Annotated in this window: 25 protein-coding genes, 1 tRNA gene and 4 pseudogenes; 16 read left to right on the forward strand and 14 right to left on the reverse strand. The window is 61.3% G+C overall.

Annotated elements, in window-relative coordinates:
* The first annotated feature begins 112 nt into the window (after positions 1-112).
* A tRNA-Leu gene (locus IVA82_RS00780) sits at positions 113-197 on the forward strand.
* Positions 198-220: 23 nt separating this feature from the next.
* Here the strand turns inward: IVA82_RS00780 and IVA82_RS00785 are convergent.
* A complete protein-coding gene (locus IVA82_RS00785; RefSeq protein ID WP_247385605.1) occupies positions 221-667 on the reverse strand; it encodes a hypothetical protein in 447 nt (148 codons plus the stop codon).
* Positions 668-948: 281 nt separating this feature from the next.
* Between IVA82_RS00785 and IVA82_RS00790 the strand changes: the two genes are divergently transcribed.
* Positions 949-1122: a hypothetical protein gene (locus tag IVA82_RS00790; protein ID WP_346658738.1), complete on the forward strand. Its 174-nt coding sequence runs from the start codon at positions 949-951 to the stop codon at positions 1120-1122.
* 46 nt (positions 1123-1168) lie between these two features.
* Here the strand turns inward: IVA82_RS00790 and IVA82_RS00795 are convergent, their stop codons facing one another.
* Entirely contained in the window at positions 1169-1357 is a 189-nt protein-coding gene (locus tag IVA82_RS00795; RefSeq protein WP_247385606.1) for a hypothetical protein, read from the reverse strand.
* Positions 1358-2281: 924 nt separating this feature from the next.
* Between IVA82_RS00795 and IVA82_RS00800 the strand changes: the two genes are divergently transcribed.
* Both IVA82_RS00800 and IVA82_RS00805 read left to right on the forward strand, forming a co-directional pair.
* The gene (locus IVA82_RS00800) at positions 2282-2602 is read left to right on the forward strand and encodes a hypothetical protein (protein ID WP_247385608.1); all 321 of its coding nucleotides are present in this window, start codon (positions 2282-2284) and stop codon (positions 2600-2602) included.
* Positions 2603-2722: 120 nt separating this feature from the next.
* Positions 2723-3106, forward strand: a complete 384-nt coding sequence (locus tag IVA82_RS00805) for a hypothetical protein (RefSeq protein ID WP_247385610.1) — start codon at positions 2723-2725, stop codon at positions 3104-3106.
* 127 nt (positions 3107-3233) lie between these two features.
* Here the strand turns inward: IVA82_RS00805 and IVA82_RS00810 are convergent.
* A pseudogene (locus IVA82_RS00810) lies at positions 3234-3477 on the reverse strand (hypothetical protein).
* A 57-nt stretch (positions 3478-3534) separates the two neighbouring features.
* On the opposite strand from IVA82_RS00810, the pseudogene IVA82_RS00815 reads away from it, so the two are divergent.
* From IVA82_RS00815 to IVA82_RS00825, 3 genes and pseudogenes are all read left to right on the forward strand, one after another.
* Positions 3535-3870 (forward strand): annotated as a pseudogene (locus tag IVA82_RS00815) (efflux RND transporter permease subunit); the annotation flags it as partial.
* A 237-nt stretch (positions 3871-4107) separates the two neighbouring features.
* Positions 4108-4392 (forward strand): hypothetical protein, encoded by a 285-nt coding sequence (locus tag IVA82_RS00820; RefSeq protein WP_346659659.1) that lies wholly within the window; start codon positions 4108-4110, stop codon positions 4390-4392.
* Between the two features lie 10 nt (positions 4393-4402).
* Positions 4403-4516, forward strand: a pseudogene (locus tag IVA82_RS00825) (SAM-dependent methyltransferase); the annotation flags it as partial.
* 133 nt (positions 4517-4649) lie between these two features.
* On the opposite strand, the pseudogene IVA82_RS00830 reads toward IVA82_RS00825, so the two are convergent.
* Together IVA82_RS00830 and galE are read right to left on the reverse strand one after the other, a co-directional pair.
* A pseudogene (locus tag IVA82_RS00830) lies at positions 4650-4859 on the reverse strand (FAD-dependent oxidoreductase); the annotation flags it as partial.
* A 528-nt stretch (positions 4860-5387) separates the two neighbouring features.
* Positions 5388-6458 (reverse strand): UDP-glucose 4-epimerase GalE, encoded by a 1071-nt coding sequence (gene galE / locus IVA82_RS00835; protein ID WP_247385614.1) that lies wholly within the window; start codon positions 6456-6458, stop codon positions 5388-5390.
* A 319-nt stretch (positions 6459-6777) separates the two neighbouring features.
* On the opposite strand from galE, the gene IVA82_RS00840 reads away from it, so the two are divergent.
* The gene (locus IVA82_RS00840) at positions 6778-8475 is read left to right on the forward strand and encodes a hypothetical protein (protein ID WP_247385616.1); all 1698 of its coding nucleotides are present in this window, start codon (positions 6778-6780) and stop codon (positions 8473-8475) included.
* Positions 8476-8507: 32 nt separating this feature from the next.
* Here the strand turns inward: IVA82_RS00840 and IVA82_RS00845 are convergent, their stop codons facing one another.
* From IVA82_RS00845 to IVA82_RS00860, 4 genes are read right to left on the reverse strand one after another with little or no spacing between them, the layout of a single operon-like run.
* On the reverse strand, positions 8508-8918 hold the full coding sequence (locus IVA82_RS00845) for a DUF2304 domain-containing protein (RefSeq protein WP_247385618.1): 411 nt from the start codon (positions 8916-8918) through the stop codon (positions 8508-8510).
* Positions 8915-9604 carry a glycosyltransferase family 2 protein gene (locus IVA82_RS00850; protein ID WP_247385619.1) on the reverse strand — a complete coding sequence of 230 codons (690 nt, stop codon included), beginning with the start codon at positions 9602-9604 and terminating at the stop codon, positions 8915-8917. The genes IVA82_RS00845 and IVA82_RS00850 overlap by 4 nt, the downstream gene beginning before the upstream one ends.
* Positions 9605-9609: 5 nt before the next feature.
* Positions 9610-9978 (reverse strand): hypothetical protein, encoded by a 369-nt coding sequence (locus IVA82_RS00855; protein WP_247385620.1) that lies wholly within the window; start codon positions 9976-9978, stop codon positions 9610-9612.
* Positions 9975-10862, reverse strand: coding sequence for a class I SAM-dependent methyltransferase (locus tag IVA82_RS00860; protein ID WP_247385622.1), 888 nt, complete (start codon positions 10860-10862; stop codon positions 9975-9977). Before IVA82_RS00860 ends, IVA82_RS00855 begins: the two co-directional genes overlap by 4 nt.
* A 1979-nt stretch (positions 10863-12841) precedes the next feature.
* Here IVA82_RS00860 and IVA82_RS00865 point away from each other — a divergent pair.
* From IVA82_RS00865 to IVA82_RS00880, 4 genes are all read left to right on the forward strand, one after another.
* Entirely contained in the window at positions 12842-14032 is a 1191-nt protein-coding gene (locus IVA82_RS00865; RefSeq protein ID WP_247385624.1) for an NADH-quinone oxidoreductase subunit D, read from the forward strand.
* Positions 14033-14053: 21 nt separating this feature from the next.
* On the forward strand, positions 14054-14191 hold the full coding sequence (locus tag IVA82_RS00870; protein WP_247385625.1) for a hypothetical protein: 138 nt from the start codon (positions 14054-14056) through the stop codon (positions 14189-14191).
* Between the two features lie 144 nt (positions 14192-14335).
* Positions 14336-15547, forward strand: a complete 1212-nt coding sequence (locus tag IVA82_RS00875) for a trypsin-like peptidase domain-containing protein (RefSeq protein ID WP_247385627.1) — start codon at positions 14336-14338, stop codon at positions 15545-15547.
* A gap of 170 nt (positions 15548-15717) precedes the next feature.
* Positions 15718-16212: a YbhB/YbcL family Raf kinase inhibitor-like protein gene (locus IVA82_RS00880; RefSeq protein ID WP_247385629.1), complete on the forward strand. Its 495-nt coding sequence runs from the start codon at positions 15718-15720 to the stop codon at positions 16210-16212.
* Positions 16213-16237: 25 nt separating this feature from the next.
* Here IVA82_RS00880 and IVA82_RS00885 read toward each other — a convergent pair whose 3' ends face one another.
* Positions 16238-16525 (reverse strand): DUF4167 domain-containing protein, encoded by a 288-nt coding sequence (locus tag IVA82_RS00885; RefSeq protein WP_247385631.1) that lies wholly within the window; start codon positions 16523-16525, stop codon positions 16238-16240.
* A 281-nt stretch (positions 16526-16806) separates the two neighbouring features.
* On the opposite strand from IVA82_RS00885, the gene IVA82_RS00890 reads away from it, so the two are divergent.
* Positions 16807-17367: an NADH-quinone oxidoreductase subunit B gene (locus IVA82_RS00890; RefSeq protein ID WP_247385663.1), complete on the forward strand. Its 561-nt coding sequence runs from the start codon at positions 16807-16809 to the stop codon at positions 17365-17367.
* A 41-nt stretch (positions 17368-17408) separates the two neighbouring features.
* On the opposite strand, the gene IVA82_RS00895 is transcribed toward IVA82_RS00890, so the two are convergent.
* Positions 17409-17813: a hypothetical protein gene (locus tag IVA82_RS00895; protein ID WP_247385633.1), complete on the reverse strand. Its 405-nt coding sequence runs from the start codon at positions 17811-17813 to the stop codon at positions 17409-17411.
* A gap of 307 nt (positions 17814-18120) precedes the next feature.
* Here IVA82_RS00895 and IVA82_RS00900 point away from each other — a divergent pair, with 307 nt between their 5' ends.
* Positions 18121-18573 (forward strand): DUF2267 domain-containing protein, encoded by a 453-nt coding sequence (locus IVA82_RS00900; protein ID WP_247385665.1) that lies wholly within the window; start codon positions 18121-18123, stop codon positions 18571-18573.
* Positions 18574-18805: 232 nt separating this feature from the next.
* Here the strand turns inward: IVA82_RS00900 and IVA82_RS00905 are convergent, their stop codons facing one another.
* Complete coding sequence (locus IVA82_RS00905; protein ID WP_247385635.1) at positions 18806-19099, reverse strand: hypothetical protein; 294 nt, start codon at positions 19097-19099, stop codon at positions 18806-18808.
* Between the two features lie 249 nt (positions 19100-19348).
* Here IVA82_RS00905 and IVA82_RS00910 point away from each other — a divergent pair, with 249 nt between their 5' ends.
* Positions 19349-19531: a hypothetical protein gene (locus tag IVA82_RS00910; protein WP_247385645.1), complete on the forward strand. Its 183-nt coding sequence runs from the start codon at positions 19349-19351 to the stop codon at positions 19529-19531.
* A complete protein-coding gene (prs, locus tag IVA82_RS00915; RefSeq protein WP_247385654.1) occupies positions 19531-20484 on the forward strand; it encodes a ribose-phosphate diphosphokinase in 954 nt (317 codons plus the stop codon). The genes IVA82_RS00910 and prs overlap by 1 nt, the downstream gene beginning before the upstream one ends.
* 38 nt (positions 20485-20522) lie before the next feature.
* On the opposite strand, the gene IVA82_RS00920 is transcribed toward prs, so the two are convergent.
* Positions 20523-20690, reverse strand: coding sequence for a hypothetical protein (locus IVA82_RS00920; protein WP_247385656.1), 168 nt, complete (start codon positions 20688-20690; stop codon positions 20523-20525).
* A 66-nt stretch (positions 20691-20756) separates the two neighbouring features.
* Positions 20757-21119, reverse strand: coding sequence for a CBS domain-containing protein (locus IVA82_RS00925; RefSeq protein ID WP_247385662.1), 363 nt, complete (start codon positions 21117-21119; stop codon positions 20757-20759).
* Positions 21120-21362: the final 243 nt, after the last annotated feature.

Consider the following 21362-nt stretch of genomic DNA (forward strand, 5'->3'; position numbering starts at 1 on the left):
TCCCAAGCTTGTGGAATTCGGGGCCTTTCCAGGCTTGTACCCCTCTGATGGATTTGTTAGATCGGCGCCGTTGATCCGGTCGGCCTTCAAGCCTCAGGCCGGCATCCCCAAAGCGCTCGTGGCGGAATTGGTAGACGCGCTGCCTTGAGGTGGCAGTGAGTAAAATCGTGGGGGTTCGAGTCCCTCCGAGCGCACCACCCCCACACTTGGCGTTGAAATCTCACGGCTTTTTCCGCCGGTTACTCTCGAAAGTTACTATTCTGTTCTGGTCGGTCGGCATCGCCAGATCGGCGATGTTCTCCATTTGATCGTAGGCCTCGATCTTCTCCATCCCACTGATCGCAGGCTTGTCCCGGTTCGCCTTGGCGATGTAGAGTGCCGGCATCTTGTGATCGCGCCAGCCGAACATCGCCATCATCTGCGCTTCCGTGCACTCCGAGTAGGCCGCGACTTCGGCGCGAGCCTTGCGTACGCCATGGCAGTTCTTCTTCGGCTCGTTGACACCGGCCAGCCGCGCAAACTTCTTGAACTTGGCCGCCCACGCCTTCTTGTTCATCGGCACGATCTCGCCCTTCACCAGCTTGCGGGTGAAGACCTCGCCCGTTCCCAAGATGTCGGCATTGCGCGCCGCCGCCAGGGAGACCGCGAAGTCGCGATGCACGGGCATACGACGTCCTGAGCCGGAGTCTGCAACATTCGCGAATCCGGAGGTGTTCCCGTAGGGAGAAGCGACACCGGTCCGGTGCCGTTGATGCGTCAGGCCGCGCGCCAATGCGTGGCCTGCGTGGCTCCGCCCTCACGCCCCAGCCCGCAAAGGCGGGGCTACGCTCATCCTGCATCATGGGAAGTCCGGTTTCGGGCGAGTTTTTTCTTGCAGCGTTTAACTTGTTTGAATCCCGGCGGCGGACGACTTGATGCATCATGCGGCCATCGCAGGGGGAAATCTCCATGTTCGACGCCGAAACGACAGCGCTCTTGCGCGCCGTCCTCGATGAGGTCTGCGAAACCGTGTCCCGCTACGAAACCAGCACCCGGACACATGTGGCCTCGAAGCTCCTGGAATCCGCCATCAGCGACAAGACCTCGGTAGTCAATCTCAAGCAGGTCGGGCGGATCGGATAGCCTTGAGCGAGGCCCCCACCATGTGGCGATAGGCCGGCTCCGACGCTCAGCCGAGCACCGCCCGGCCGGCATCGGTGATCCGATACTCGATCTCTCCGGACGGAAGCGGTTCGCTCTCGACCAGACCGAGTTCGACGACACGCGAGACGATCTCATGGTCGAACGTCGGCGCGCTGATCCAAGAGCCGACCAGCAGACTCAGCAGGAAATCGCGCTCCAACTTCGTGAGCTCCATGCTCGAACTCCGCTTGCCGGTCCGAAAGCTCCAACACCGGCGGAAATCGGCCCCGGCCTCCGATGGGGCCCCCTCTTCGCGACATCGATGCAAAACAACGGAGGCACGTGCATGGTCGTTCCTGCTTCAGGTTGCGAGAATGCGAGGAAATGGACGTTGCGACTGGACAACCCGTCGTTCTTGAGGACATCGGCGCCTCGCTCAGAACAGCCCGCCGCGATGTTCAGGCCATACATTAGGGCGGTAGCGAGCGACAGGAAAGGACCTTCTCCGCAAAAGACCACTCGGGGCGAGGACGAGGGCCACCGGCGCCTAGCGGCCAAGCTCGCGCATGATGGCGTAGTCGTCCCTTCACGTGCTGCGCCTTCGCCGCACCTCGACCAGGCAGATCCCGAGGACGAGGAGCAGGATCACTGCCCATCTGAACTCACCGCCGATCTCGACCGAACGTCTACGCATGCTGCCCAACGCGTTCGCCGCGCAGCGGCTCCTGTTCACCACACGAAAATTTCTTCCCTCAATAGGGCTTGTGGACCCATCCTTGTCGCCGCACTCGCGGCGATCAGCATCGCCTTCGCTGATCCCCGACCGAAGCTTGGCCGCGTCCGGCAGTTCCTACAAAGGAGCGCGTTTGACGTCGCGACGGCCCCTTCGGCCGATGATGCAACATTGGAATCGTCCAAGGAGCAGCTCGAAGTTGCGGCCGGTTCGCCGGGCGGAATGCGCGCCAGCGCCATCCGTGCTTGCACGCCGGACACATGGGTCGGTCGCTCATAGGCGACCCACACGCCGATGGAACGGGCGACGCGCGGATGGATTGATTTGGCGGTCACCGCGACGTGCGTGGCCTGCGTGTACGCCGCCGCAGGAACATCGCGCATCCAAGAGATCGATTGATTCCGTCAAAACAGAAAGGAAGTTATCATGAAGACCATCGCACTAGGCGCATTCGTCGCCACGCTGCTCGCCTCCGCGGCTTCCGCAGCGCCCCTCGGCGCAACGCACGTCGGCTCCGCCGAGGCGGTCAACGTCGACCAGGTCCGCCTGGTCTGCAACGAGTACGGACGCTGCTTCCGCACCGGGGGACCGCGCTACGTTCAGCGGTACTACGGCGGCGACGACGACAGCTATGTCGTGCGCCGGAGCTACGGCTACCACGGCGGGCCCGGCTACTACGATCGCGGGTACGGCTATTACGGCGGCGGCCCGAGTATCGGTTTCAGCTTCGGAACGCGAGGTTGGTGAGCCGATCACGGAAGGGCCGCTCTCCGGAGCGGCCCTTCGTCCGGCACGATTTGAGTGCGCCGTGACTCCGGCGGACATCGCGGGCGGCGACATCAAGGCGGAATAACCAGGAGCGACGAAGTGCGGCAAGCCATTCATCGGACGGCGCGGATGCTCGCCGTATGCCTCGTGCTCGGCGGATGCTGCCTGGGACTCCAAAGGCAGGCGTTCGCCGGCTCCCGCTTCGACGGGATGTGGAATCTGGTCTTCGTCACCCAGCGCGGCGCTTGCGACCCGGCCTACAATTTTACGGTCAACGTCGTGAACGGCAACGTCAGCCACCCGAACATCCTGACCTTCAGGGGCCGTGTGGCGCCGTCTGGGGCCGTTCGCGCCTCGGTCAGAGTCGGACAGAAGTACGCATCGGGATCGGGCAGGCTGTCCGGAGCGTCGGGCAGAGGCATCTGGAGCGGTCGCGCGGGCGAATCGCGGTGTGCAGGCACTTGGACCGCGCAGAGGAATTGATCCGAGGTCAGCCAGCCGTGAGCTCGACGATGAGCGCATTTTCTCAATTCCTTCTCGTCCAACTCGGTGCGGGCCCGTTCAAGACCGGCGGGTCCCAGGCAGCGTCGGGCGAGACCTGGTCGAGGCTTCACAGCGTGCTGAGATCGTCCGGCACCTCGCCGAACTTCCGGATCAGCTTGGCGTCGCCGAAGTCGCCCGTAGCGGGATCCCCGCTGCGGCTGAAGGCCACGGCGCCGACGTGGCTTGGCTTGCGTGACAGGGCCTCGGCATTGCTTGACGGCTGCGTTGGCGCTCAGGCATTCCGCCGCCTCGCCGGCGAGAACGTCGTAGTTCTGGCTTTCACCAAAGAAACCCCGCGATCTAATTTGCAGACCCTTGTTTCGCAGGGCTTTTGAACTCTTGGAGAGAGGCCCCGCGATTTACATGAAAGCGCGCCCACGATCGTTGTCCCTGCAGTCCTGATCTATCTAAACCATGCGCTCGCAGAGATCGGGGCGGATCGCGCGCTGCACGGGCGGCCACGGACACGGAAGGACCTGCATCACGCCATCATGGAAGGCGCTGTCGAGCGCGTCCGGCCGAAGATGATGACCGTGGTCGCCATCATGGCCGGCCTGCTGCCGATCATGTGGAGCACCGGCACCGGATCCGAGATCATGCAGCGCATTGCGGTGCCGATGATCGGCGGCATGATCTCCTCGACGCTGCTGACGCTGATCGTGATCTCGGCGATCTTCGGGCTGGTCAAGGGCGTCGGTCTGCCGCCCAGTCTCCCGCCGAAGTTCTGCCTCTGCCGCCGATCAGGTCCACGCGGCGTCGGGAGCTGATTCCCGAGCCAACCGAATGAGGTGAACCATTATGAACGACATGACGTCAGGAATGATGGGAGGAATGGGGCTCACGTTCGCCCTGGTCGTCATCGTTCTGATCTTGGCGGCTGCAGCGCTGATCAAATATCTCTCCAAGGGAGATTGAGCATGCATCGTCCGGTTCTTGCAGCATTGGCTACCATCCTGATGTGCTCACCTGTTCTCGCGGAGCAGGATGCTGCCGCGCGAGGCGAACGGGATTTCCGGGCCTGTATGCCCTGTCACTCCCTTGAGCCGGATCGCAACATGACCGGCCCCAGCCTCGCGGGCGTGTGGGGCCGCAAGGCGGATTCTGGCAATGATGGCCCGCAAAGCGGCGCGCCTGCGCTCGTGCCGGCCGGAATGATGGGCGATCGCGCCGACGTGATTTTTGCCGCGCCCGCCGAGATCAGCAAGACAATCGAACCGCGCTGCTAGGAGATTCCCGATGGGCTTCTACAACGAAATCATCCTGCCGCGGCTCTGCGATCTTGCGATGCGCAACAAGGACCTACTGCCCTACCGCGAGCGGGCGATCCGTGCGGCACGGGGCCGGGTCGTGCCTGCTCTTCGGTCAGTCCGATCTGCGCGAGCTCCGGATCAGTGTACGTTACCCATGGCAGGGATCGGTAATCGACCTTCGCGCGCAAGCGGAACAGCGCATTTCTGATGATGATTCCTGCGTGATACGAGCATACGTGGGTGAAGCGCGGACCATCAATCACGTCGCCCGCGGCATAAATGCCGCGGCTCGTAGTCTGCAGGTATTGATCGACCTTTATTCCCCGGTCGTCATGCTCGACCCCTGCCGCTTGCAATCCGAGTCCGGCAGTTCTTGGCCTGCGTCCCGTGGCGACGAGGAGGTGCGACCCGGAGACCTCCATGGACTGGTCCGCTTCTTCCACCGTGAGGCGGATTTCCCGCCGCCGCGTGCGCCGACCTTAACCTCCGCGTTTTCGCGGATGGCGATTCCTTCAGCGGCTAGACTAAGCGTTGCAACAGCGCGCAGGCGAGTTCGGGATCGTCCTTCGGCATCGCCTTGTCGCGTTCGAGAATGGTCACGGCCGCACCGAGACGCCGGTAGGCCTGGCCCAAGCGCGCCCCGGAATCTCGCCACCCGAAGTCGGAGTTTTCTGACCTGACAGCCCTGTCAACCTTGACGACCGCGAGGTGTCAACCTGTCAACCGTGTCAACTCAGATTCCAGGATCTGCGGCTAGCGCTATTTCGGGGCGCGCTTGAGCCGTAGGGGTTGGGGGGCGGGGAAGGACCCGCGCCCAGTAGGATCGCCGCCGGCTGAGGTGCGCGCCGACGAGGCCACGGACCCATCCTCGTCGAGAGCGTGCCCCGCGTCGCCGACGATGATCGCGTCGGGATGTGGATCGCCGGCCAGGAAGCGCTCTTTGGCAGTGAGTCCAGCTGCGCCCGGCTGACCTACGGCAGGCGCCCGTCGTGTCTCACCTTGCCAATTGCCGACAATGGGACGGAGTGGGACAGCTGAGACACCCTGGACGGAAGCCTTGCGTTTTGGGCCAACAGTTTGCGTTCCCAAGCGAGCGCGTGGCGGACGATCAGGGAAAGATCATCCCATTGGGGCCTCCAGCCCAGCAGATTGCGCATCCGTTCCGCCGACGCCACGATCTCCGCCGGATCGCCAGGCCGGCGGGCGGCAAGTTCGACGGGAAAGTCGTTTCCGGATTCGTGGCGCATGGCCTCGATCACCTGCAAGACCGAAAAGCCGCGGCCGTAGCCGCAATTTAGCGTCAGGGACTCTCCACCACCGCGCAGGTACGAAAGCGCGTGATAGTGGGCGTTTACGAGGTCGCTCACGTGGATATAGTCGCGAATGCAGGTCCCGTCAGGCGTGGGATAATCGGTGCCGAAAACCTGCATCTTCTCTCGGAGACCCACGGCGGTTTCCGCTGCAACCTTGACAAGATGCGTTGCCCCTCGCGTTGCCTGTCCAGTGCGCAGAGCAGGATCGGCACCTGCTACGTTGAAATACCTCAAGATGACGTAGCGCAGGCCATGAGCGCGTGCAGCATCACGCAGGATTGTTTCGGCCATGAATTTGGATGAGCCGTAAGGTGAAATAGGCGCAATGGGTGTCTCTTCCGTGACAGGATTTGCTGGCGGATTCCCGTACACCGCAGCCGTCGACGAGAGGATGAAACGCCGCACCCCACACCTGATTGCGATCTCAAACAGGCTTCGGGAATTTGCGGTGTTGTTGCGATAATATCGAAGCGGTTCCGCAACCGACTCCGGAACAACGACAGAAGCCGCAAAATGAATGATCTCCGAAATCGAATACTTCGCGATCAGCGACGCAACTCCCCGGTGATCCCCGACGTCCCCAACGAAAACCGAAACTCCGGATGGTATTGCCCATTCGAAGCCTGACGAAAAATCATCGATCACGACGGGCTGGTCGCCACGATCAGCGAGTCCGTACACCATGTGGCTCCCAATGTATCCGGCACCACCGGTGATAAGGATCGCCATTGCTATCGCCTTAGGAGACCTGATTTGAGACTTCGGAACAAAGTTCCCTTGCGGCGCGTTATGAACGCCTACGCCAAGGACAACACTTGAGGTGCGCTGGGGTTCTTCCCGATTAAACGGTTGAGCGAGTGTCGCCCGATGTGAGACAGGCGTCGGCCGAAGGCAGAACCGTGTGCGTCTCGACCCGCCGCTTGAAACTCCTCGTTGAGCCGTTCGATCGCATTGGTAGCAGTAGCAATGTGGCGATTCCGCCGCGCGAATTCCCACCACATTCCGGGCGTCACCGGTGCGTTGTCATGCAACCAGTTGAGGACGATGCATGGTGCTTGAACGGGTGGATGGCGATGGCTTTGGATTTGCGAGGCCGAAACTCGGCCTCGCATTTGCCGCTCGCCATGCCGAGACGTTGCTCGTGCTCCTTGTGCTGGGCGTGGCCTTGGTCATCGGGCTTGCGACCGCCGCGGATTACGGGCTGTCGACCGACGAATTCAACACCGACGAGTACGGCCCCAAGGCGCTTGCCTGGTACGCGAGCGGCTTTGCGGACCGGTCTCAGTTCGAGACGGTCGAAGAGTATCTGTGGATGTATGGACCGTGGTTTCAGATGCTCGTCGCGGCCGTGCAGTCGCTTGAGATTGCGAGCCCGATCACGGTCCGACACGCCATGACCTTCCTGTTCGGCCTCGCTGGGCTCGCCGCCGTCGTGCCGATGGCACGACTCACGGTCGGGCACTGGGCTGGGTTGACGGCGCTCACCCTGTGCCTGCTGACCGGCTACCTGTACGGCAACCTGTTCTTCGCCCCAATCGACGTGCCGTTCCTGTTCGCCATGAGCTGGTCGACCCTCGCGATCGTCCTGATGGTGCAACAGGGGGGGCCGAGCTGGCATTTGACCCTTGCGACCGGCCTTGCCACTGGCCTCGCCATTGCGACACGCACCGGCGGGGTGATCACGCACGCCTACCTCGTCGGTGGCATGAGCCTGTGCGCGCTCGAGGAGCTGCTGCGCCATGGCCGCGCGGGCTATGGCCAATTGCGCCAGATCGCCTTGCATACGCTGCTCGTCATCCTCGTCGCCTGGCTGACAGCGATCGCGCTCTGGCCGTGGTTGCAGACTGGACATCCGATCACACAATTCCTCGAGGCCTATCGGCACTTTGCTACCCTCGACACTTCGTTCGAATTCCAGAACTGGGGCCGGCGCACGTTCACCGATAAACTCCCGGCCTGGTACATCCCCGGACAGCTCGTGGCGCGTTTGCCCGAGGGCTTTTTGGCGTTGCTGTTGATCGGCATGGGGGTCTGGATCGGTGCTGCAGCTTCGTGGACCCGCGCCACTCTCGGCGCCCTGCGCCGGTCCGGCGTCGTGGGACTGCGACCAATGGCGGCCGAGCTCGCAGGATCGCGCGCAGCGCTTGTCGTCAGTGTGGCAGCGTTCGGGCCTATCGGGGTGCTCATCCTACAGGGCTCGACGCTCTATGACGGTGTCCGGCACGTATTGTTCGTGATCCCAATGCTCGCCGTCGTGGCCGCGCGCGGGCTCACAAGCCTCTTGCCGTTCTTGCGACGCCTCCCGATTGTGCCCGCGGCCCTCGGGCTCGCTCACACGGCCGTCATCGTGGTGACGCTCGTCATCCTGCATCCGCTCGAATATATCGCGATGAACAGTCTGGCAGGTGGCGTCGCCGGCGCTTATGGCCGATTCGACCTCGACTATTGGAGCATGGCGGTTCCCGAGGCGCTGCGCCGCCTCGAGAATCGAATTGACGCCGAAGGCCGGTTCGCGGGCGATCCACCGCGCGTGCTGGTCTGCCTCGGCTGGCGCGAGCAACTGGCCGGCGTGATGGTCCGTCGTAACTGGATTGTCGAAACACATGTGGACAAGGCCGACTACCTGATCGCCACCGAGCGCTGGCCTTGTGCCGACGGTACGACGGCCGTACTGGTTGATGTGGTCACGCGATTTGGCCGCCCGTTCGCCAAAATCTACGCCAATCGTCGCGGGCTCGGTGAGTGACGCCAAGTCCCGGCGCGACTTGGCAGTGGCATCTACTTCTGCGCCTGCGATTCGATCAGGGGCGCCTCGGCCTTTCGGCCCAACATGACCGGGCGACGTTTTCGCGGGGGGCCTGCCTCACGCCGGCTCTCCTTGGCGCGATCGATCGCCACGGCGCGCGCAAGCTGCGTGATCATGTCGAGCTGGAGCCGCAGCTTGAGATGCAAGTTGAGCATGATGAGCAGGCTGATCACGACCCAGGTGTAGACGATGAGGTCGGAGCCGCGGCCGATTCCCGCGAAGGCCGCAAGCGCGTTGGCATGCTCCGGCACCCAGACGAAGTAGAGGCCGGCGAGCGCAGCACCGCTCGCGAGCAAGCCGATGATCGGCACCGTCCGATGCACCGACCAGGCGTAGACCAGAACCAATGCCAGAAAGGCCGTGAGCAACAGCTGCGCGATCATCGGTAGAGCCTCCGCGCAAACAGATCGATCAGGATGGTCATCGCATCGGCGAGGCGTTGACCCTTGCCCAGCGAATAGGCGCTGTACTCGATGTTCACCGGCACCTCGACAAATCGCAGGCGGCTCTGCGCGATCTGGTGCAGGATCTCGGACGCGTGCGCCATTCGGTTCTGTCGTAAGGAAATTGCGGAGGCGCCGCGCGCGGTCATCGCCCGAAGGCCATTGTGGGTATCGGTGACCGGCAGTCCGGTGCTCGCGCGCGTGAACCAGATCGCGGCACTGAGCAGGATGCGGCGCGACACCGGCAGATTGGCGGTCGCGCCGGTGAGAAAGCGGCTGCCGAGCGCGAAATCGATGCCGGGCTGCTCGATCGCTGCGAGCAGCGCCGCGATGGCCGCGGGGGAATGCTGGCCGTCGGCGTCGAACGTGACGAGCCCATCCGCACGCTGCTCGAGGACGTAGTCGATGCCGGTCTGCAGCGCGGCGCCCTGGCCGAGGTTGATCGGATGCCGAAGGACGACCGCGTCTGCGAGCAACGCGACCTCGCAGGTGCGGTCGGCGGAGCCGTCATCGACCACGACGACCGGGTAACCGGCGCGGCGAATGCCGGACACGACGCTGCCGACCACCGGCGCTTCATTGTACGCCGGGACAACGACCCAGGGATTGCGAATCCGGCCGGTCATTCTCATTAACCCGCAACAAGCACAAGACCGCAGGCGATCACTGCGATTCCTGCCAGGAGACGCGCCGACAGCGGCTCAGCGAACACCAGCGCGCCGAGGACGGGTGTCAGCGCAAACGCGACCGCCACGAACGGATACGCGCGCGACAGCGGCGTGAACGTCAAAAGCCAGACCCACAGGACGAACAGGGCTGCATAGAGCACGATGGCGCCGATAAACGGTGCGTTCTGCAACAGCAGCACCGCACGCGTGGGTAAGGCATAGCCGTCGCCGAGGCGCAGCGCGGCGGTCTTGAACAAGAGCTGGCCCGCCGCCATGCCGGCCGCGTAGGTGATGAGCAAGACAATTTGGCCGAGGTTGAGGCGCTCTGTCATGGGAGGCGCTTGTCCGGACATGGGGGCGCCTTGCTCAAGACGACGCGCATCGCGTCGAACAGGTTCACCGGAATGGCGAACCGGTTGCCGGTCGGGCTGGCCGCGATCTTGCGGCCGAGCATGCGACCGACCTGGAAGGCGATCAGCGAGAACGGCACGAATTTCCACGGGTGATCGGAACTCTCGATGCGAAGGCCGACCGAATGGGCCAAAGAGGCGATGCTGTCGCGGTTGAAGAACCACAGGTGCTGCGGAGGCGTCATCAGGCGCCAGTGCGCCCCGGTCGACCGCGCCGCCAGGGAACCGAAGTCTCCGGTCGTCAGCACGATGATTCCGTCCGGCCGGAGATGGTCCGCGAACAGCGCGAGGGCTTCCTGCGGGTCGGGCAGATGCTCGATGACGTCGAGGAGGACGATGACATCCAGGGTGCCAAGCGACTTGAGAGTCGCGTCGCTCAGCAGGCCGCAGACGACGTTCAAGCCGAGATCGCCAGCATTGGCAGCAGCCGCCTCCGCCGGCTCGATGCCGCTCACCTCAAATCCGGCGCGGCGGGCTTCATCGAGAAAGAAGCCGTAGGCGCAACCGATCTCGAGCAGGTAGCCCTTTGGCTTGCGGCGCTGGATGAACTCGACCGTGCGGGCGAATTCGCGCCGTAGCACGGGTTCGGCGCCGCGATAGTCGGCGTAGCCGTCGGACTGACGGCCAGAAAAGTAGCCATCGTCATAATAAGCGAGGGGATCGAAGCTCGATGCCTCGGTGCGTCCCAGTCCGCAGTCATGACATTGAAAGATGTCGCAACCGTTTTTGTTGTAAAGAAACCGATGCGGCGTCGCCCGATTGCACGCGGGACACTTAAGCGTAAGCACAGTTCGGCCGTTTCGCATCAGCACATGCGTCCCACCAATCGCGTTTCTTCAGTGCGAAAAACGCCTCCGATGTCAAACTGTTCCGCCCGGTGAACAGCCATGGGGTCGCAGCCCGCCCGGCTGGCGGCTGCGAAACAGAGCGAGGATGGTCCACATTCTCGCCGGTGCAGCACGGTGAGACGGCGGTCATCCGCGGGTACGACGCCGGCTGGTAGCGCCAGCTGACGACGCTGGCGCAGCGTCAGCCCTGCAACACCATGCTGAAACATCTGACGAGGAAAGCTGATGAGAGGCTTGGGAGAAGGTACCGAGAGGCCGATCGTCGCTTGAAGCCTCCCCTGAAATGCCGGTCGTGCAACAAGGGGCGCTATGCGCCACCTGTGCATATGATCAGGTTGACGGAGACGCGCGAGATCACGCCTTACGTTCCGTCCGCGTGCGCGAGGGCCGAGGCTTGACTCACATCAGCGAAGGTTATTCCGTTGGAATGTCACGCCGATTTCTATCTCCCTCCGCCATATGAGGCGGTAGCGATGGGTTGTCCCTTCCAACGGAAGCGCCAATGTAAAACGATCCGGAATTCCAAGTGGGCTAATCACATCCAATGCGGCGCCGGACTCAGAAAGGCTCCGGACCAAGCATGACACCGTGCGCCCGTAGAATTCGATCACGCCGGGCCTTCGCGCGCAATCGCACGTAGCTATCACTTCCCTGTCTATCTCGGTGACCTCGCTTAGATCGGCCTCCAACTCGGAAATGATATCACGGAGCAAACCCGCCGCGAGCGGGTCGGTGGTCTCCTGCTCCAACACTCGATAGCGAGCTACCTGATCCCTTCGCTCTTTCCACCTTTGGCTGTCAGCCATGGTTCGGCCATGGTGATGTCCCGCTCCGACCCCAACGCGGATACATTGGATGCTTGGAACTGTGAAAAAAATGGGCCCGGTAAAATGGTGTTGTTGGGCCGCGCGGCTCCATGGATGAGCTACGCACAACCGGGTGTTACGGTTGAAAATGGGCGAAAGCCATACGCTTGTACCGGTCCCTATCTCGAAGGCGACGGCGTGTTCGGGGTCGAATTGGAGCCTCGACATCAGCGTTTTTCGTTAAGCGACCGGCGCTCGGGGAACGTAGGTAGGTAGCGCTCCCCTGACTCGCCCCCCGTCAGCTTTGGGCCTCGGCATGAAAAGCACCTATAGGCCGGAAATGCACCTAGCCCTTTTGTAGCCGTTGCGTCCACTGAAGCGGCGCACGTAGGCCGGGTGGAAGGTGATGCGGAGCGGGTAGCCTTCAAATTGGAGCTTTGCCTTGCGCGTTAGACGGATCGATTGCGATTCGCCAAACAGGCGAGACGCGGTGCTGCCAAGAGCAACGATCACGCCCGGCCTAGAACGACGGATGTCACTCAGCACTGCTGCTCCATAATGATTCACTTCCTCAATTGTTGGGCTGCGGTTACGTGGTCTGCGGTCTTTAGAATACGCGATCGGTCGGAAAGTGATGGCGTTTGCCAAACGCACCTGTTGGGGGCGATCCCGGCCTCATTTAGCATCCCGCGCAATGCCCTGCCGGGCGGCCCGACAAAGGGCCTACCCTGTGCGACTTCCTCGGCGCCAGGTGCTTCGCCAACCACGTATAGCCGCCGTCGTCGGAACGGGCCCTCAGGTGCGACGCGACGATGATCGAGATATGTCCTGGCGACGCTTTCCTTAGCCATCGGTTCCTGCGTCTGGTTTAGCCTGACTATGCAGAGTTCAGGCTCTATCAACCGCCATCCCGTAACTGATTTCCAAAAAGCGCGCGGCATATCACGTCTCGCCTGGCGGCGTTAGGAACAACAATGCCTGGAGATGTTTGGCGCTTCGCAGGTCGAAAAGTGCAGGCCCGTCGGCTCGGGGCTGTTGCGCCGACAGCCTTTGCGCCTGCCAAGGGGTCCGGACGGCCGCATGCGTTCGGCGATTGGCTGAACTGCCGGCGCACAAGACTTGAGTTCGCCCATGGAACAAGAGGGCCTTCGCAATTTCACCATTAATTTCGGACCGCAGCATCCGGCGGCCCATGGTGTGCTTCGGCTGGTATTGGAACTTGATGGTGAGGTTGTCCGGCGGGTCGATCCTCATATAGGGCTGCTTCACCGCGGAACCGAAAAGTTGATCGAAAACAAGACCTATCTGCAGGCGATCGGGTATTTCGACCGCCTCGACTATGTCGCACCGATGAACCAGGAGCATGCGTTCTGCCTCGCAGCGGAGAGATTGCTTGGCCTCGAAGTGCCGCGTCGCGGCCAACTGATCCGCGTGCTGTTCTGCGAAATCGGGCGCCTGCTTTCGCATCTTCTCAACATCACGACCCAAGCTATGGATGTCGGCGCCCTCACGCCGCCGCTGTGGGGATTTGAAGAGCGTGAGAAACTCATGGTGTTTTACGAACGAGCGTCTGGCGCGCGCATGCACGCAAATTATTTCCGGATCGGCGGCGTGCATCAGGATCTTCACCCGAAGCTGATTGACGACATTGAAGCCTTTTGTGATCCGTTCCTTCGCGTAGTGGACGACCTAGATCGGCTGTTGACGCCAAACCGCATCTTCAAGCAGCGCAATGTGGACGTCGGGAAAGTGACGCTGAAGGAAGCTTGGGAGTGGGGCTTTTCCGGCGTCATGGTGCGTGGTTCCGGCGCCGCTTGGGACCTGCGCAAGGCGCAGCCCTATGAGTGTTACCCGGAAATGGAATTCGACATTCCGATCGGCAAAAATGGTGACTGCTACGACCGTTATCTGATCCGCATGGAAGAAATGCGCCAGTCGGTGCGCATCATGCGACAGTGCATCACAAAGCTGCGCGCTTCCGACGGACAGGGTCCGGTTGCGGTGCAGGACAATAAGGTCTTTCCCCCGCGGCGCGGCGAGATGAAGCGCTCGATGGAGGCCCTGATCCATCATTTCAAGCTTTATACAGAAGGATTTCGCGTGCCGGCCGGCGAGATCTATGCGGCAGTGGAAGCCCCCAAGGGCGAGTTCGGCGTCTACCTGGTCTCCGATGGCACGAACCAACCCTATAAGTGCAAGATCCGCGCCCCCTCGTTCGCGCACCTGCAGGCGATGGATTTGCTCAGCCGCGGCCATTTGTTGGCGGACGTCTCGGCAATCATCGGTTCGCTGGACATCGTGTTTGGTGAAATCGATCGATGAATTTGCGAATGGGAGGCCGCCATGCAGCAGATCCGGATCGACGACCCGCCAATTATCTTTCCAATCGCAATCGTCGAGCCCGAACCCGAAAAGCAGCCCGAGAATGGAGTGGAACTAGCCTTCAGACAGATCGTTGCGTCCACGATTGCCGAGGGATGATTGCAGGGAGCGCCGGACGCTCCATAAAAGCGCCGACGCCCATAAACGATCGATATCCATAAACGCGTAAGCTTGTGCGCAACGAAACTGCGGTTCGATCAGAAGCCGCAATCAAGGCCGGCAAGCAGTGGAAGGGAAGCGGAAATGACTCATACAAAACGACCTTTCAGCTGCCGTCGGGCGTCCATGATTGGCGGCGCGATCGCGTCCACGATCTTGTCGGTTGCGACTGGCGAGCGGGCACTGGCCATCAATCCCGCACAACAGGCCCTATCCCGGGGCGTGCCCATGAACTTCATACGCCAGATTGCGGACCGTGGGAGCAATGTTGGACCGGATAACTTCGCAGATCTCGCCGAAAGAATTGTACCGGCCGTGGTAGCGGTCAGCTCCAAAGCTCCGAGGTCCAATTCCTTGCCGGATCAATCGTTCGGATTCGGTCAGCCCGACGAGGAATCGCCGCCGGATGCCCGTGATCACGGTACCGCGCCAAAGGCGACACGCACGGTCACGATTGGGTCTGGCTTTTTCATCTCTCCTGACGGCTATGCCGTAACAAACAGTCACCTCGTGGAAGCCAGTGATACGGCGGAGATCCGTACCAATGACAAGAAGACCTACTCCGCGAAAGTGGTGGGAAGGGATTCTTTGAGCGACATCGCTTTGATCAAGGTCGACGGTCGCAGCGACTTCAGCTACGTGCAACTCGCCGATCAACCACCGCGCGTCGGCGACTGGGTGCTGACCGCCGGCAATACGTTCGGGCTCGGAGGCTCGGTCACGGCCGGCATTGTTTCGGCGCGCGAACGCAACATCGAGACTGGTTCTGCGCAGGAATTCATCCAGATCGATGCGCCGATCAACCAGGGCGATTCTGGCGGTCCGACCTTTGACACAAGCGGCAAAGTCATCGGCGTCAACAGCATGATCATTTCGCCTTCCGGCGGCTCAGTAGGCGTTGCGTTCGCGATTCCCGCCGACGCCGTTAAGACGGTGATACCGCAACTGAAAGACAAGGGCACGGTAACGCGCGGGTGGATGGGCGTTGAGGTTCAATCGGTCACTGCGGAGCTTGCCGACAGCCTGGGCGGAAGCGATCTCCACGGCGCGATCGTGGCACGCGTTCAGGAGAATGGTCCCGCGGCGAGCGCGGGATTAAGGACCGGGGACGTGATTACCTCGGTGAATGGCGAGCAAATCAAGAACGCGAGCGAATTGACCAGGAAGATCCAAGCAACGGCGCCGGGCTCTCGGATTCAGATCGCTATGCTTAGACAAGGAAAAGTGAACCCCTTGAGCGTGACCGTAGGCCAGCTGCCCAATGAACCCAACGTCTTCCCGAGGATCCCAAGATAGCGGGATTGCAGTCCGCCGCCACTCACATGATCCGCGCGGTCCAATAGCGAAGGAATGCCCGCCGCGAGCCGAGGTGGCAAGCAGGGGAACTGCTTCGCCGCGCAAGTGAGCGACGGCGCAAATATCAGGCGGTGCAAGTATCAGGCGGTGCAAGTATCAGGAGAACGCAGATGACGTTCAGCTTGAAAAGCCCGGCATTCGGCGATGGCGGCCGAATTCCCGCGAAATACACGCCGGATGAAGATGATCTGTCACCTCCGCTGGAGTGGTCGGATCCGCCGGTGGGAACCAAAAGCTTTGCCCTTGTTGTTGAGGATCCGGACGCGCCATCCGGCACTTTTCGTCATTGGGGTCTTTACAACATCAAGGGCGAACTCACGTTGCTGCCGGAGGGAATCGGCCACGGCGCCAAGACCAACGCCAAGACCAACGCCAAGACCAAAACGGAGAGGCTCGGAAAAGGCATCAATGATTTCGGCGAGCCGCGATACCACGGGCCCGCCCCGCCGAAGGGACACGGAACCCATCACTACCACTTCAAGCTGGCGGCGCTGGATGTCGAAGCGCTTTCGCGGGCTCCAGAGATGTCCGTTGCCGATATCTGGAAGTCGGCTGAAAAGCACATGCTCGGGCAGGCCGAACTCGTCGGCATTTATAGTCGGTGACGCAAACGGCGGTGGTTTGCGACCGCTAAGGGCGGCCACCAGAAGATGCGGCCGCGCCATCATCGTGCATTAATCGCAGATAGTGATCGGCGTGTTGAAAGTAATTCTCCGCGGCAATCCGGTCGCCCTTCAACGCCTCGGCGCGGGCTAGCGCCAGATAGCGTTCGTAGTGTTTTTGTGCATTTCGGGACGAACTGGTCCCGACGCTGTTGCGGGCGTGCTTGGCTTTCCGCATTTGGGGATTGCGAGGCATTTTGATATTGAGGCGCGGCTCAACCGCCACCCCCCTGCGTTCAGAAGCTATCATGTCCATCCATAAGTCGCCCAGCGCAAGCCGCGCGACGCTCTTCCAAAGGTGATTGGGTGCAGTCGTGGATTTTGGGGCGATCGAAGAACATCGTCGTCGCCGAAGCTTGCCCTAGCGAGGGCCGAAGCGATCCAAATCAACTACCAGCCTCATATAGGAAGCTGAGCCGGCAGTTCAAGTTGCGTCCAGCTCGAGGGACCGCTTGGTGTTCGCGAGAAATAGCGCATACGATACGAACGGTGCAGCTGCCTGCGCGTTGGGTAAACGGAGCCATACAGGAGAGGGGCATGGACCGTCCGTTGATCGTGCCCGCCGGCAGAGGGGTCCTGGACCCGGGAACCGGCAAACCAATAAGCGATGAGTTTTTCGGCGCCGTCAGGGGTGATCTCGCCGACAAGGGCTTCTTCGTCACCGCGGCCGATGACCTCATCACCTGGGCGCGAAGCGGCTCATTGATGTGGATGACGTTTGGGCTCGCCTGCTGCGCGATCGAAATGATGCAAATGGCGATGCCGCGCTATGACGCAGAGCGCTTCGGATTTGCGCCGCGTGCCAGCCCAAGGCAGTCGGATGTCATGATCGTGGCCGGCACGTTGTGCAACAAAATGGCGCCTGCGCTGCGCAAGGTCTATGACCAGATGCCGGAACCTCGATATGTGATCTCGATGGGATCATGCGCCAATGGAGGAGGGTACTATCACTACTCCTATTCGGTGACCCGCGGATGCGATCGCATTGTTCCCGTGGATATCTACGTCCCCGGTTGCCCTCCGACTGCAGAGGCCCTCCTTTACGGTGTGATGCTCCTGCAAAAGAAGATCCGCCGGACCGGAACAATCGAGCGTTGAGCTCGAGCTGTTAGATGCGGGCGGAGACCAGTCGGCTGCGCTCAGCTCAAAGCGAATACGATGCCCAGCGCGATGAGGCCGAGCGCCATCGCCGCGAGGGGTAACAACATGTCGATGGCAGCATCACTGTTTTTGAGCCTGCTTTGCCAGACTTGGGTCGACCCCTCCATCCATTTCCCGAAGCCCTTGTTGGTCCTCAGCGTCGGTGGTCGTGCCTGACCTGTGCGCCATACCCTCCAAAGAAGGTAGGGAAGCAGCACCGCAACGAGCATCAGCACGCTCACTATCCCGAGGGGAAGTTCGATATCGCTTCGCCGATCGAAGGCCAGCCAGGCTGCTATGACGAAAAGAGCCACAAATCCGATTGCAGCTTTGTAGATTAACGGATGGAATTCCGAGGGGGTTTCCAGTGAGCGTTCGCGGCGCTGCACGAGATGTTCATTCATTTCCGTTCTCCAGTTCAATCGTGAGAACAGATGCCCGCCGGGCAACGGCGCATCGGCATGTGTGTCAATGGAAGTCATCTGCAGAGGTTTCATGAAAGATGGCTGGCCTCATTAAAGATGAGTAATGAACCCCGCGCCGATGGAACTGGCCGGGCGGCAATTGTGTCGGACTCACTCGGGGTCCGCGCGGGGACGTAAAGATCTCCACCAGCGTTGCCGCACGCGGTATCAATCGCCCAACAATCGAGAACCGATGATCGCGAACGACGTTGTCCGTCTAGCTACCGTCAAGCCAAAGGACGCTATCATGAGTGCGACAGGTCTCGACGTATTCGACAGAACGATCCACCTTACAAACACGTGGCTGGATGAGATGATGACAACTTTGCCGCATGACAAGCAGCTTGCATGGCATGCGTTGGGAACGGTGCTTCGAACCATTCGTGATCGGATCCCGGTCAATCTTGCCGCACACCTGGGTGCCCAACTTCCGTTGCTGGTCCGAGGCCTCTACTACGATCAGTGGCGGCCGAGTGAAGTCCCGAAAGACTGGCGTTCTGCCGCCGAGTTTCTCGGGATCATTTCGGCAGAATTGAGTTCGTTGCGGCCAATCGGCGCGGGCGATGCGGCGCAAGCAACGTTCCGGGTCTTGAATCATCATCTTGACCCTCATCAGGTCGAGAAGGTCCGCCATGCGTTGCCTGAAGAGGTGCGGGCTCTCTGGCTAGTCGATCATCAGCAAGGACGATCTGCTGCCTGATCGGAACGATATCATTCGGTGAACGTGCTTTGCCGACTGATGCAGCGCCACCTTACGAAGGGTGACAGCGCTGGCGGCGCCGATGCGCTCAGGTCCGAGCGGCATTTTTTGGCTGCTCAGCGCTCCAGCGTCCGAGCGGATTGATCTTCGGCGGGAAGTTCCCGTACGGCCCGCCGAGTTCTCAAGTCTGGCTCGGCGGCGCCGGTCCGTTGAATGGCGCATCAAGCGACGACTACCAGTCTGGGCCGATTCCAAAGCTGAAGCCTGGCCCATGAACACCGATACCTGGCCGGTGATAGTAGCGATCGTAGTAATCGTATCTCCGCGGTCCGTAATAGTAGTCGTCTCCAATTATCACGCGGCGATCGCCTCTGGTGTGCCAGCATCGGCCGGTGTCATCACAAACAAGCCGCGCCTGATGAAGCAGAGGCGAACCGTCTCCGCGTTGAAAATCATCAGCAGCATAGGCGCTCGATGTGATGAGCGCACCCGCGCCGGCGAGCAGTATCAGGATCAGCTTCCTCATGTCTGTCTCCTCTGACTGCAAGCCCCAACAAACGAACGCCTCAGCCAAATCACCGTTCCATAAAGCGACGCTCGGAACTGACGCTTGTCTTGGCCAACTCTTCTCTTGGCCAACTCTTCGCAAGGATTGCCTGGTCCAGGGATCGCATCTTGCCATGGATAGTTATCCTGGGCAGACGCCAAGACACGAGTCACGTGTCTTAAGTCCTTTGAGGTTCTGCAGTGGAACACCTTTGCAACGGTTATGCAGATGCTTGAAACGCAAAATGTGGCGCATTCGCGTACAAATGAGGGTACCCGAAGCTATCCCGCCGAGAAGACGCGGCAGGGCGAGATCATCTTGCGCAAGCCCTGGGTGCGTGTGGTTTTCATTGCCGGACTTGTGGGCTGCGTGCTTCTGGTTCTGGGGATTCGCATCGCAGCGGGGCTCTGATGCATACGCCGGTGATCTTCGGTTGTGAGGCCAGCCGTCCCGAAGCGGAAAGAATCGCCGGATGCCTGGGCACCGGCCTGGCGGAACATGAAGAAAGGGCATTTGAGGACGGCGAGCGGAAGATGAGGGCGCTGGCAGACACACGCCGGCGGGATGCACTCATTATCCAGTCGTTATATGACGGGCCATCGCGCAGCGTGCACGACAAGCTCTGCGATGTCTTGCTCTTGGCGGGCACTCTGAAGGATTCAGGCGCGGCGCGCGTGATCTTGATCGCGCCCTATCTTTGCTACGCGCGGCAGGACCGGCGCACGAAACCTGGAGAGGCACTGTCGTTGCGGTATATTGCTCAACTCGTCGAAGCCGCGGGAGTAGACGCTATCGTGACGCTGGACGTGCACAATCCCGCCGCGTTCGAGAACGCTTTTCGGATACCGGCGGTGAACATAGAATGTGCCCAGCTCTTCGCCACGCATTTCGGCAAAGCTCTCGCCGACCAGGATATCGAAGTCATTTCGCCTGATATTGGTGGGGTGAAGCGCGCAGAACAGTTCCGCGATGCCCTCAGCACGACCATGAATGAAGATGTCGAATTGGGCGCGCTGGGCAAACGGCGACTGGATCACATCGTCAGCGCCGAAGAGATTCCAAGCGGCGTCCGCGAACGGACCGTGGTCGTCTTTGACGATATGATCGCCAGCGGCTCGACCATGCTGCGCGCCGTGAAAGCCTGCCGCCGGGGCGGCGCCGCCTATGTCATCCTGGCGGCCACACACGGCCTGTTCCTTCCCGGCGCGCAGAAGCTCGTTGCGAGTGGCTTGGTCGATCGGATCATTATCTCGGATACGATACCACCGTTCCGTCTCGACGTCGGCTTGGTAGCGGAGAAGATCACGATCCTGTCCGCGAGCCAATCGATCGCAGATGGTATTCGCAGCATAGTCGCCGCGTAGGCGTCCTGGCCTCAGTCCCATGGTTGGCGCTCGCAGTGCTATTGCGCATTGCTGTGGCTAGGCCGCGATCGTTCGAGCGAGTCCAACGCGGCGTCGATCTGTTCAAGCAGGCGCTGAATTTCGTCCCGCTCGCTCGGGCCGGGATTGTCCTGCAGCCGCTCCAATAGCTGTTGCTTTCGGGCAAGCAGGGTCGCAACCGTCGTCATCGGATGATGTCCTCTACATTTGCCTTGCGGCGCGTTCGATCGATGTCGCAACTTTTAGCTCGTGCTTTAGCCGGTGACCGCCCCCGCATGTTGTCCGCCAGGCTGGGAGATTCCGTTCAGGGCGGTCGCCGCGCAGTCATCCGGCGCTGAAAGCGCGATGTCGCTGAGCGCAATGATTCCGACGAGGCGCTTGTCGCGATTGATCACTGGTAGCCGCCGCACCTGAATGTCGGCCATGTTGCGCGTGACCTCCGCGATATCCTGGTCCTCAAAGCAGTATTTGACGTCGATTGTCATGATATCGCGGACCAGCGTGTCCGGGCCTCGGCCCATGGCGACGCCGCGCGTGGTGATGTCGCGATCTGAGATCATTCCCACCAGTCGATCATTGTCGGCCACCGGCAGGAGCTCGACATTGAGTGCGGTCATGTCCGTAGCGGGTGAAGATGTCGTACTTTTGTAGCTCGTGATCTGTCGCCTTCGTTGTGGAGGTGGAGCGGAGCCGGAAGGCGTGGACGGTTCCGCCGAGATGGTCATGCCACGGATACTGCCGCCGGGTTAGTCCTCCTTGTCGGTTTCTTTGTTCGACTTGAAGCCCGTTTCTCCGCCCCGACCCGCGCTATCTCGACGGCGGCGCGCGCAGGAGCGGTCAAGGACGCGCGCTTGCGCGCC

The organism is Bradyrhizobium sp. 142 (assembly GCF_023074015.1).
In the GTDB taxonomy this organism is placed as follows: Bacteria; Pseudomonadota; Alphaproteobacteria; order Rhizobiales; family Xanthobacteraceae; genus Bradyrhizobium.

Coding starts and splice junctions, on each gene's coding strand:
- IVA82_RS00850 (WP_247385619.1), bottom strand. CDS start 9,604: ATGACCGGCCGGATTCGCAATCCCTGGGTCGTTGTCCCGGCGTACAAT.
- IVA82_RS00905 (WP_247385635.1), bottom strand. CDS start 19,099: ATGAGGAAGCTGATCCTGATACTGCTCGCCGGCGCGGGTGCGCTCATC.
- IVA82_RS00790 (WP_346658738.1), top strand. CDS start 949: ATGTTCGACGCCGAAACGACAGCGCTCTTGCGCGCCGTCCTCGATGAG.
- IVA82_RS00880 (WP_247385629.1), top strand. CDS start 15,718: ATGACGTTCAGCTTGAAAAGCCCGGCATTCGGCGATGGCGGCCGAATT.
- IVA82_RS00860 (WP_247385622.1), bottom strand. CDS start 10,862: ATGCGAAACGGCCGAACTGTGCTTACGCTTAAGTGTCCCGCGTGCAAT.
- IVA82_RS00845 (WP_247385618.1), bottom strand. CDS start 8,918: ATGATCGCGCAGCTGTTGCTCACGGCCTTTCTGGCATTGGTTCTGGTC.
- IVA82_RS00795 (WP_247385606.1), bottom strand. CDS start 1,357: ATGGAGCTCACGAAGTTGGAGCGCGATTTCCTGCTGAGTCTGCTGGTC.
- IVA82_RS00925 (WP_247385662.1), bottom strand. CDS start 21,119: ATGACCGCACTCAATGTCGAGCTCCTGCCGGTGGCCGACAATGATCGA.
- IVA82_RS00800 (WP_247385608.1), top strand. CDS start 2,282: ATGAAGACCATCGCACTAGGCGCATTCGTCGCCACGCTGCTCGCCTCC.
- IVA82_RS00840 (WP_247385616.1), top strand. CDS start 6,778: ATGGTGCTTGAACGGGTGGATGGCGATGGCTTTGGATTTGCGAGGCCG.
- IVA82_RS00875 (WP_247385627.1), top strand. CDS start 14,336: ATGACTCATACAAAACGACCTTTCAGCTGCCGTCGGGCGTCCATGATT.
- IVA82_RS00865 (WP_247385624.1), top strand. CDS start 12,842: ATGGAACAAGAGGGCCTTCGCAATTTCACCATTAATTTCGGACCGCAG.
- IVA82_RS00890 (WP_247385663.1), top strand. CDS start 16,807: ATGGACCGTCCGTTGATCGTGCCCGCCGGCAGAGGGGTCCTGGACCCG.
- prs (WP_247385654.1), top strand. CDS start 19,531: ATGCATACGCCGGTGATCTTCGGTTGTGAGGCCAGCCGTCCCGAAGCG.
- IVA82_RS00910 (WP_247385645.1), top strand. CDS start 19,349: ATGCTTGAAACGCAAAATGTGGCGCATTCGCGTACAAATGAGGGTACC.
- IVA82_RS00895 (WP_247385633.1), bottom strand. CDS start 17,813: ATGAATGAACATCTCGTGCAGCGCCGCGAACGCTCACTGGAAACCCCC.
- IVA82_RS00900 (WP_247385665.1), top strand. CDS start 18,121: ATGAGTGCGACAGGTCTCGACGTATTCGACAGAACGATCCACCTTACA.
- galE (WP_247385614.1), bottom strand. CDS start 6,458: ATGGCGATCCTTATCACCGGTGGTGCCGGATACATTGGGAGCCACATG.
- IVA82_RS00855 (WP_247385620.1), bottom strand. CDS start 9,978: ATGACAGAGCGCCTCAACCTCGGCCAAATTGTCTTGCTCATCACCTAC.
- IVA82_RS00870 (WP_247385625.1), top strand. CDS start 14,054: ATGCAGCAGATCCGGATCGACGACCCGCCAATTATCTTTCCAATCGCA.
- IVA82_RS00785 (WP_247385605.1), bottom strand. CDS start 667: ATGCCCGTGCATCGCGACTTCGCGGTCTCCCTGGCGGCGGCGCGCAAT.
- IVA82_RS00885 (WP_247385631.1), bottom strand. CDS start 16,525: ATGGACATGATAGCTTCTGAACGCAGGGGGGTGGCGGTTGAGCCGCGC.
- IVA82_RS00920 (WP_247385656.1), bottom strand. CDS start 20,690: ATGACGACGGTTGCGACCCTGCTTGCCCGAAAGCAACAGCTATTGGAG.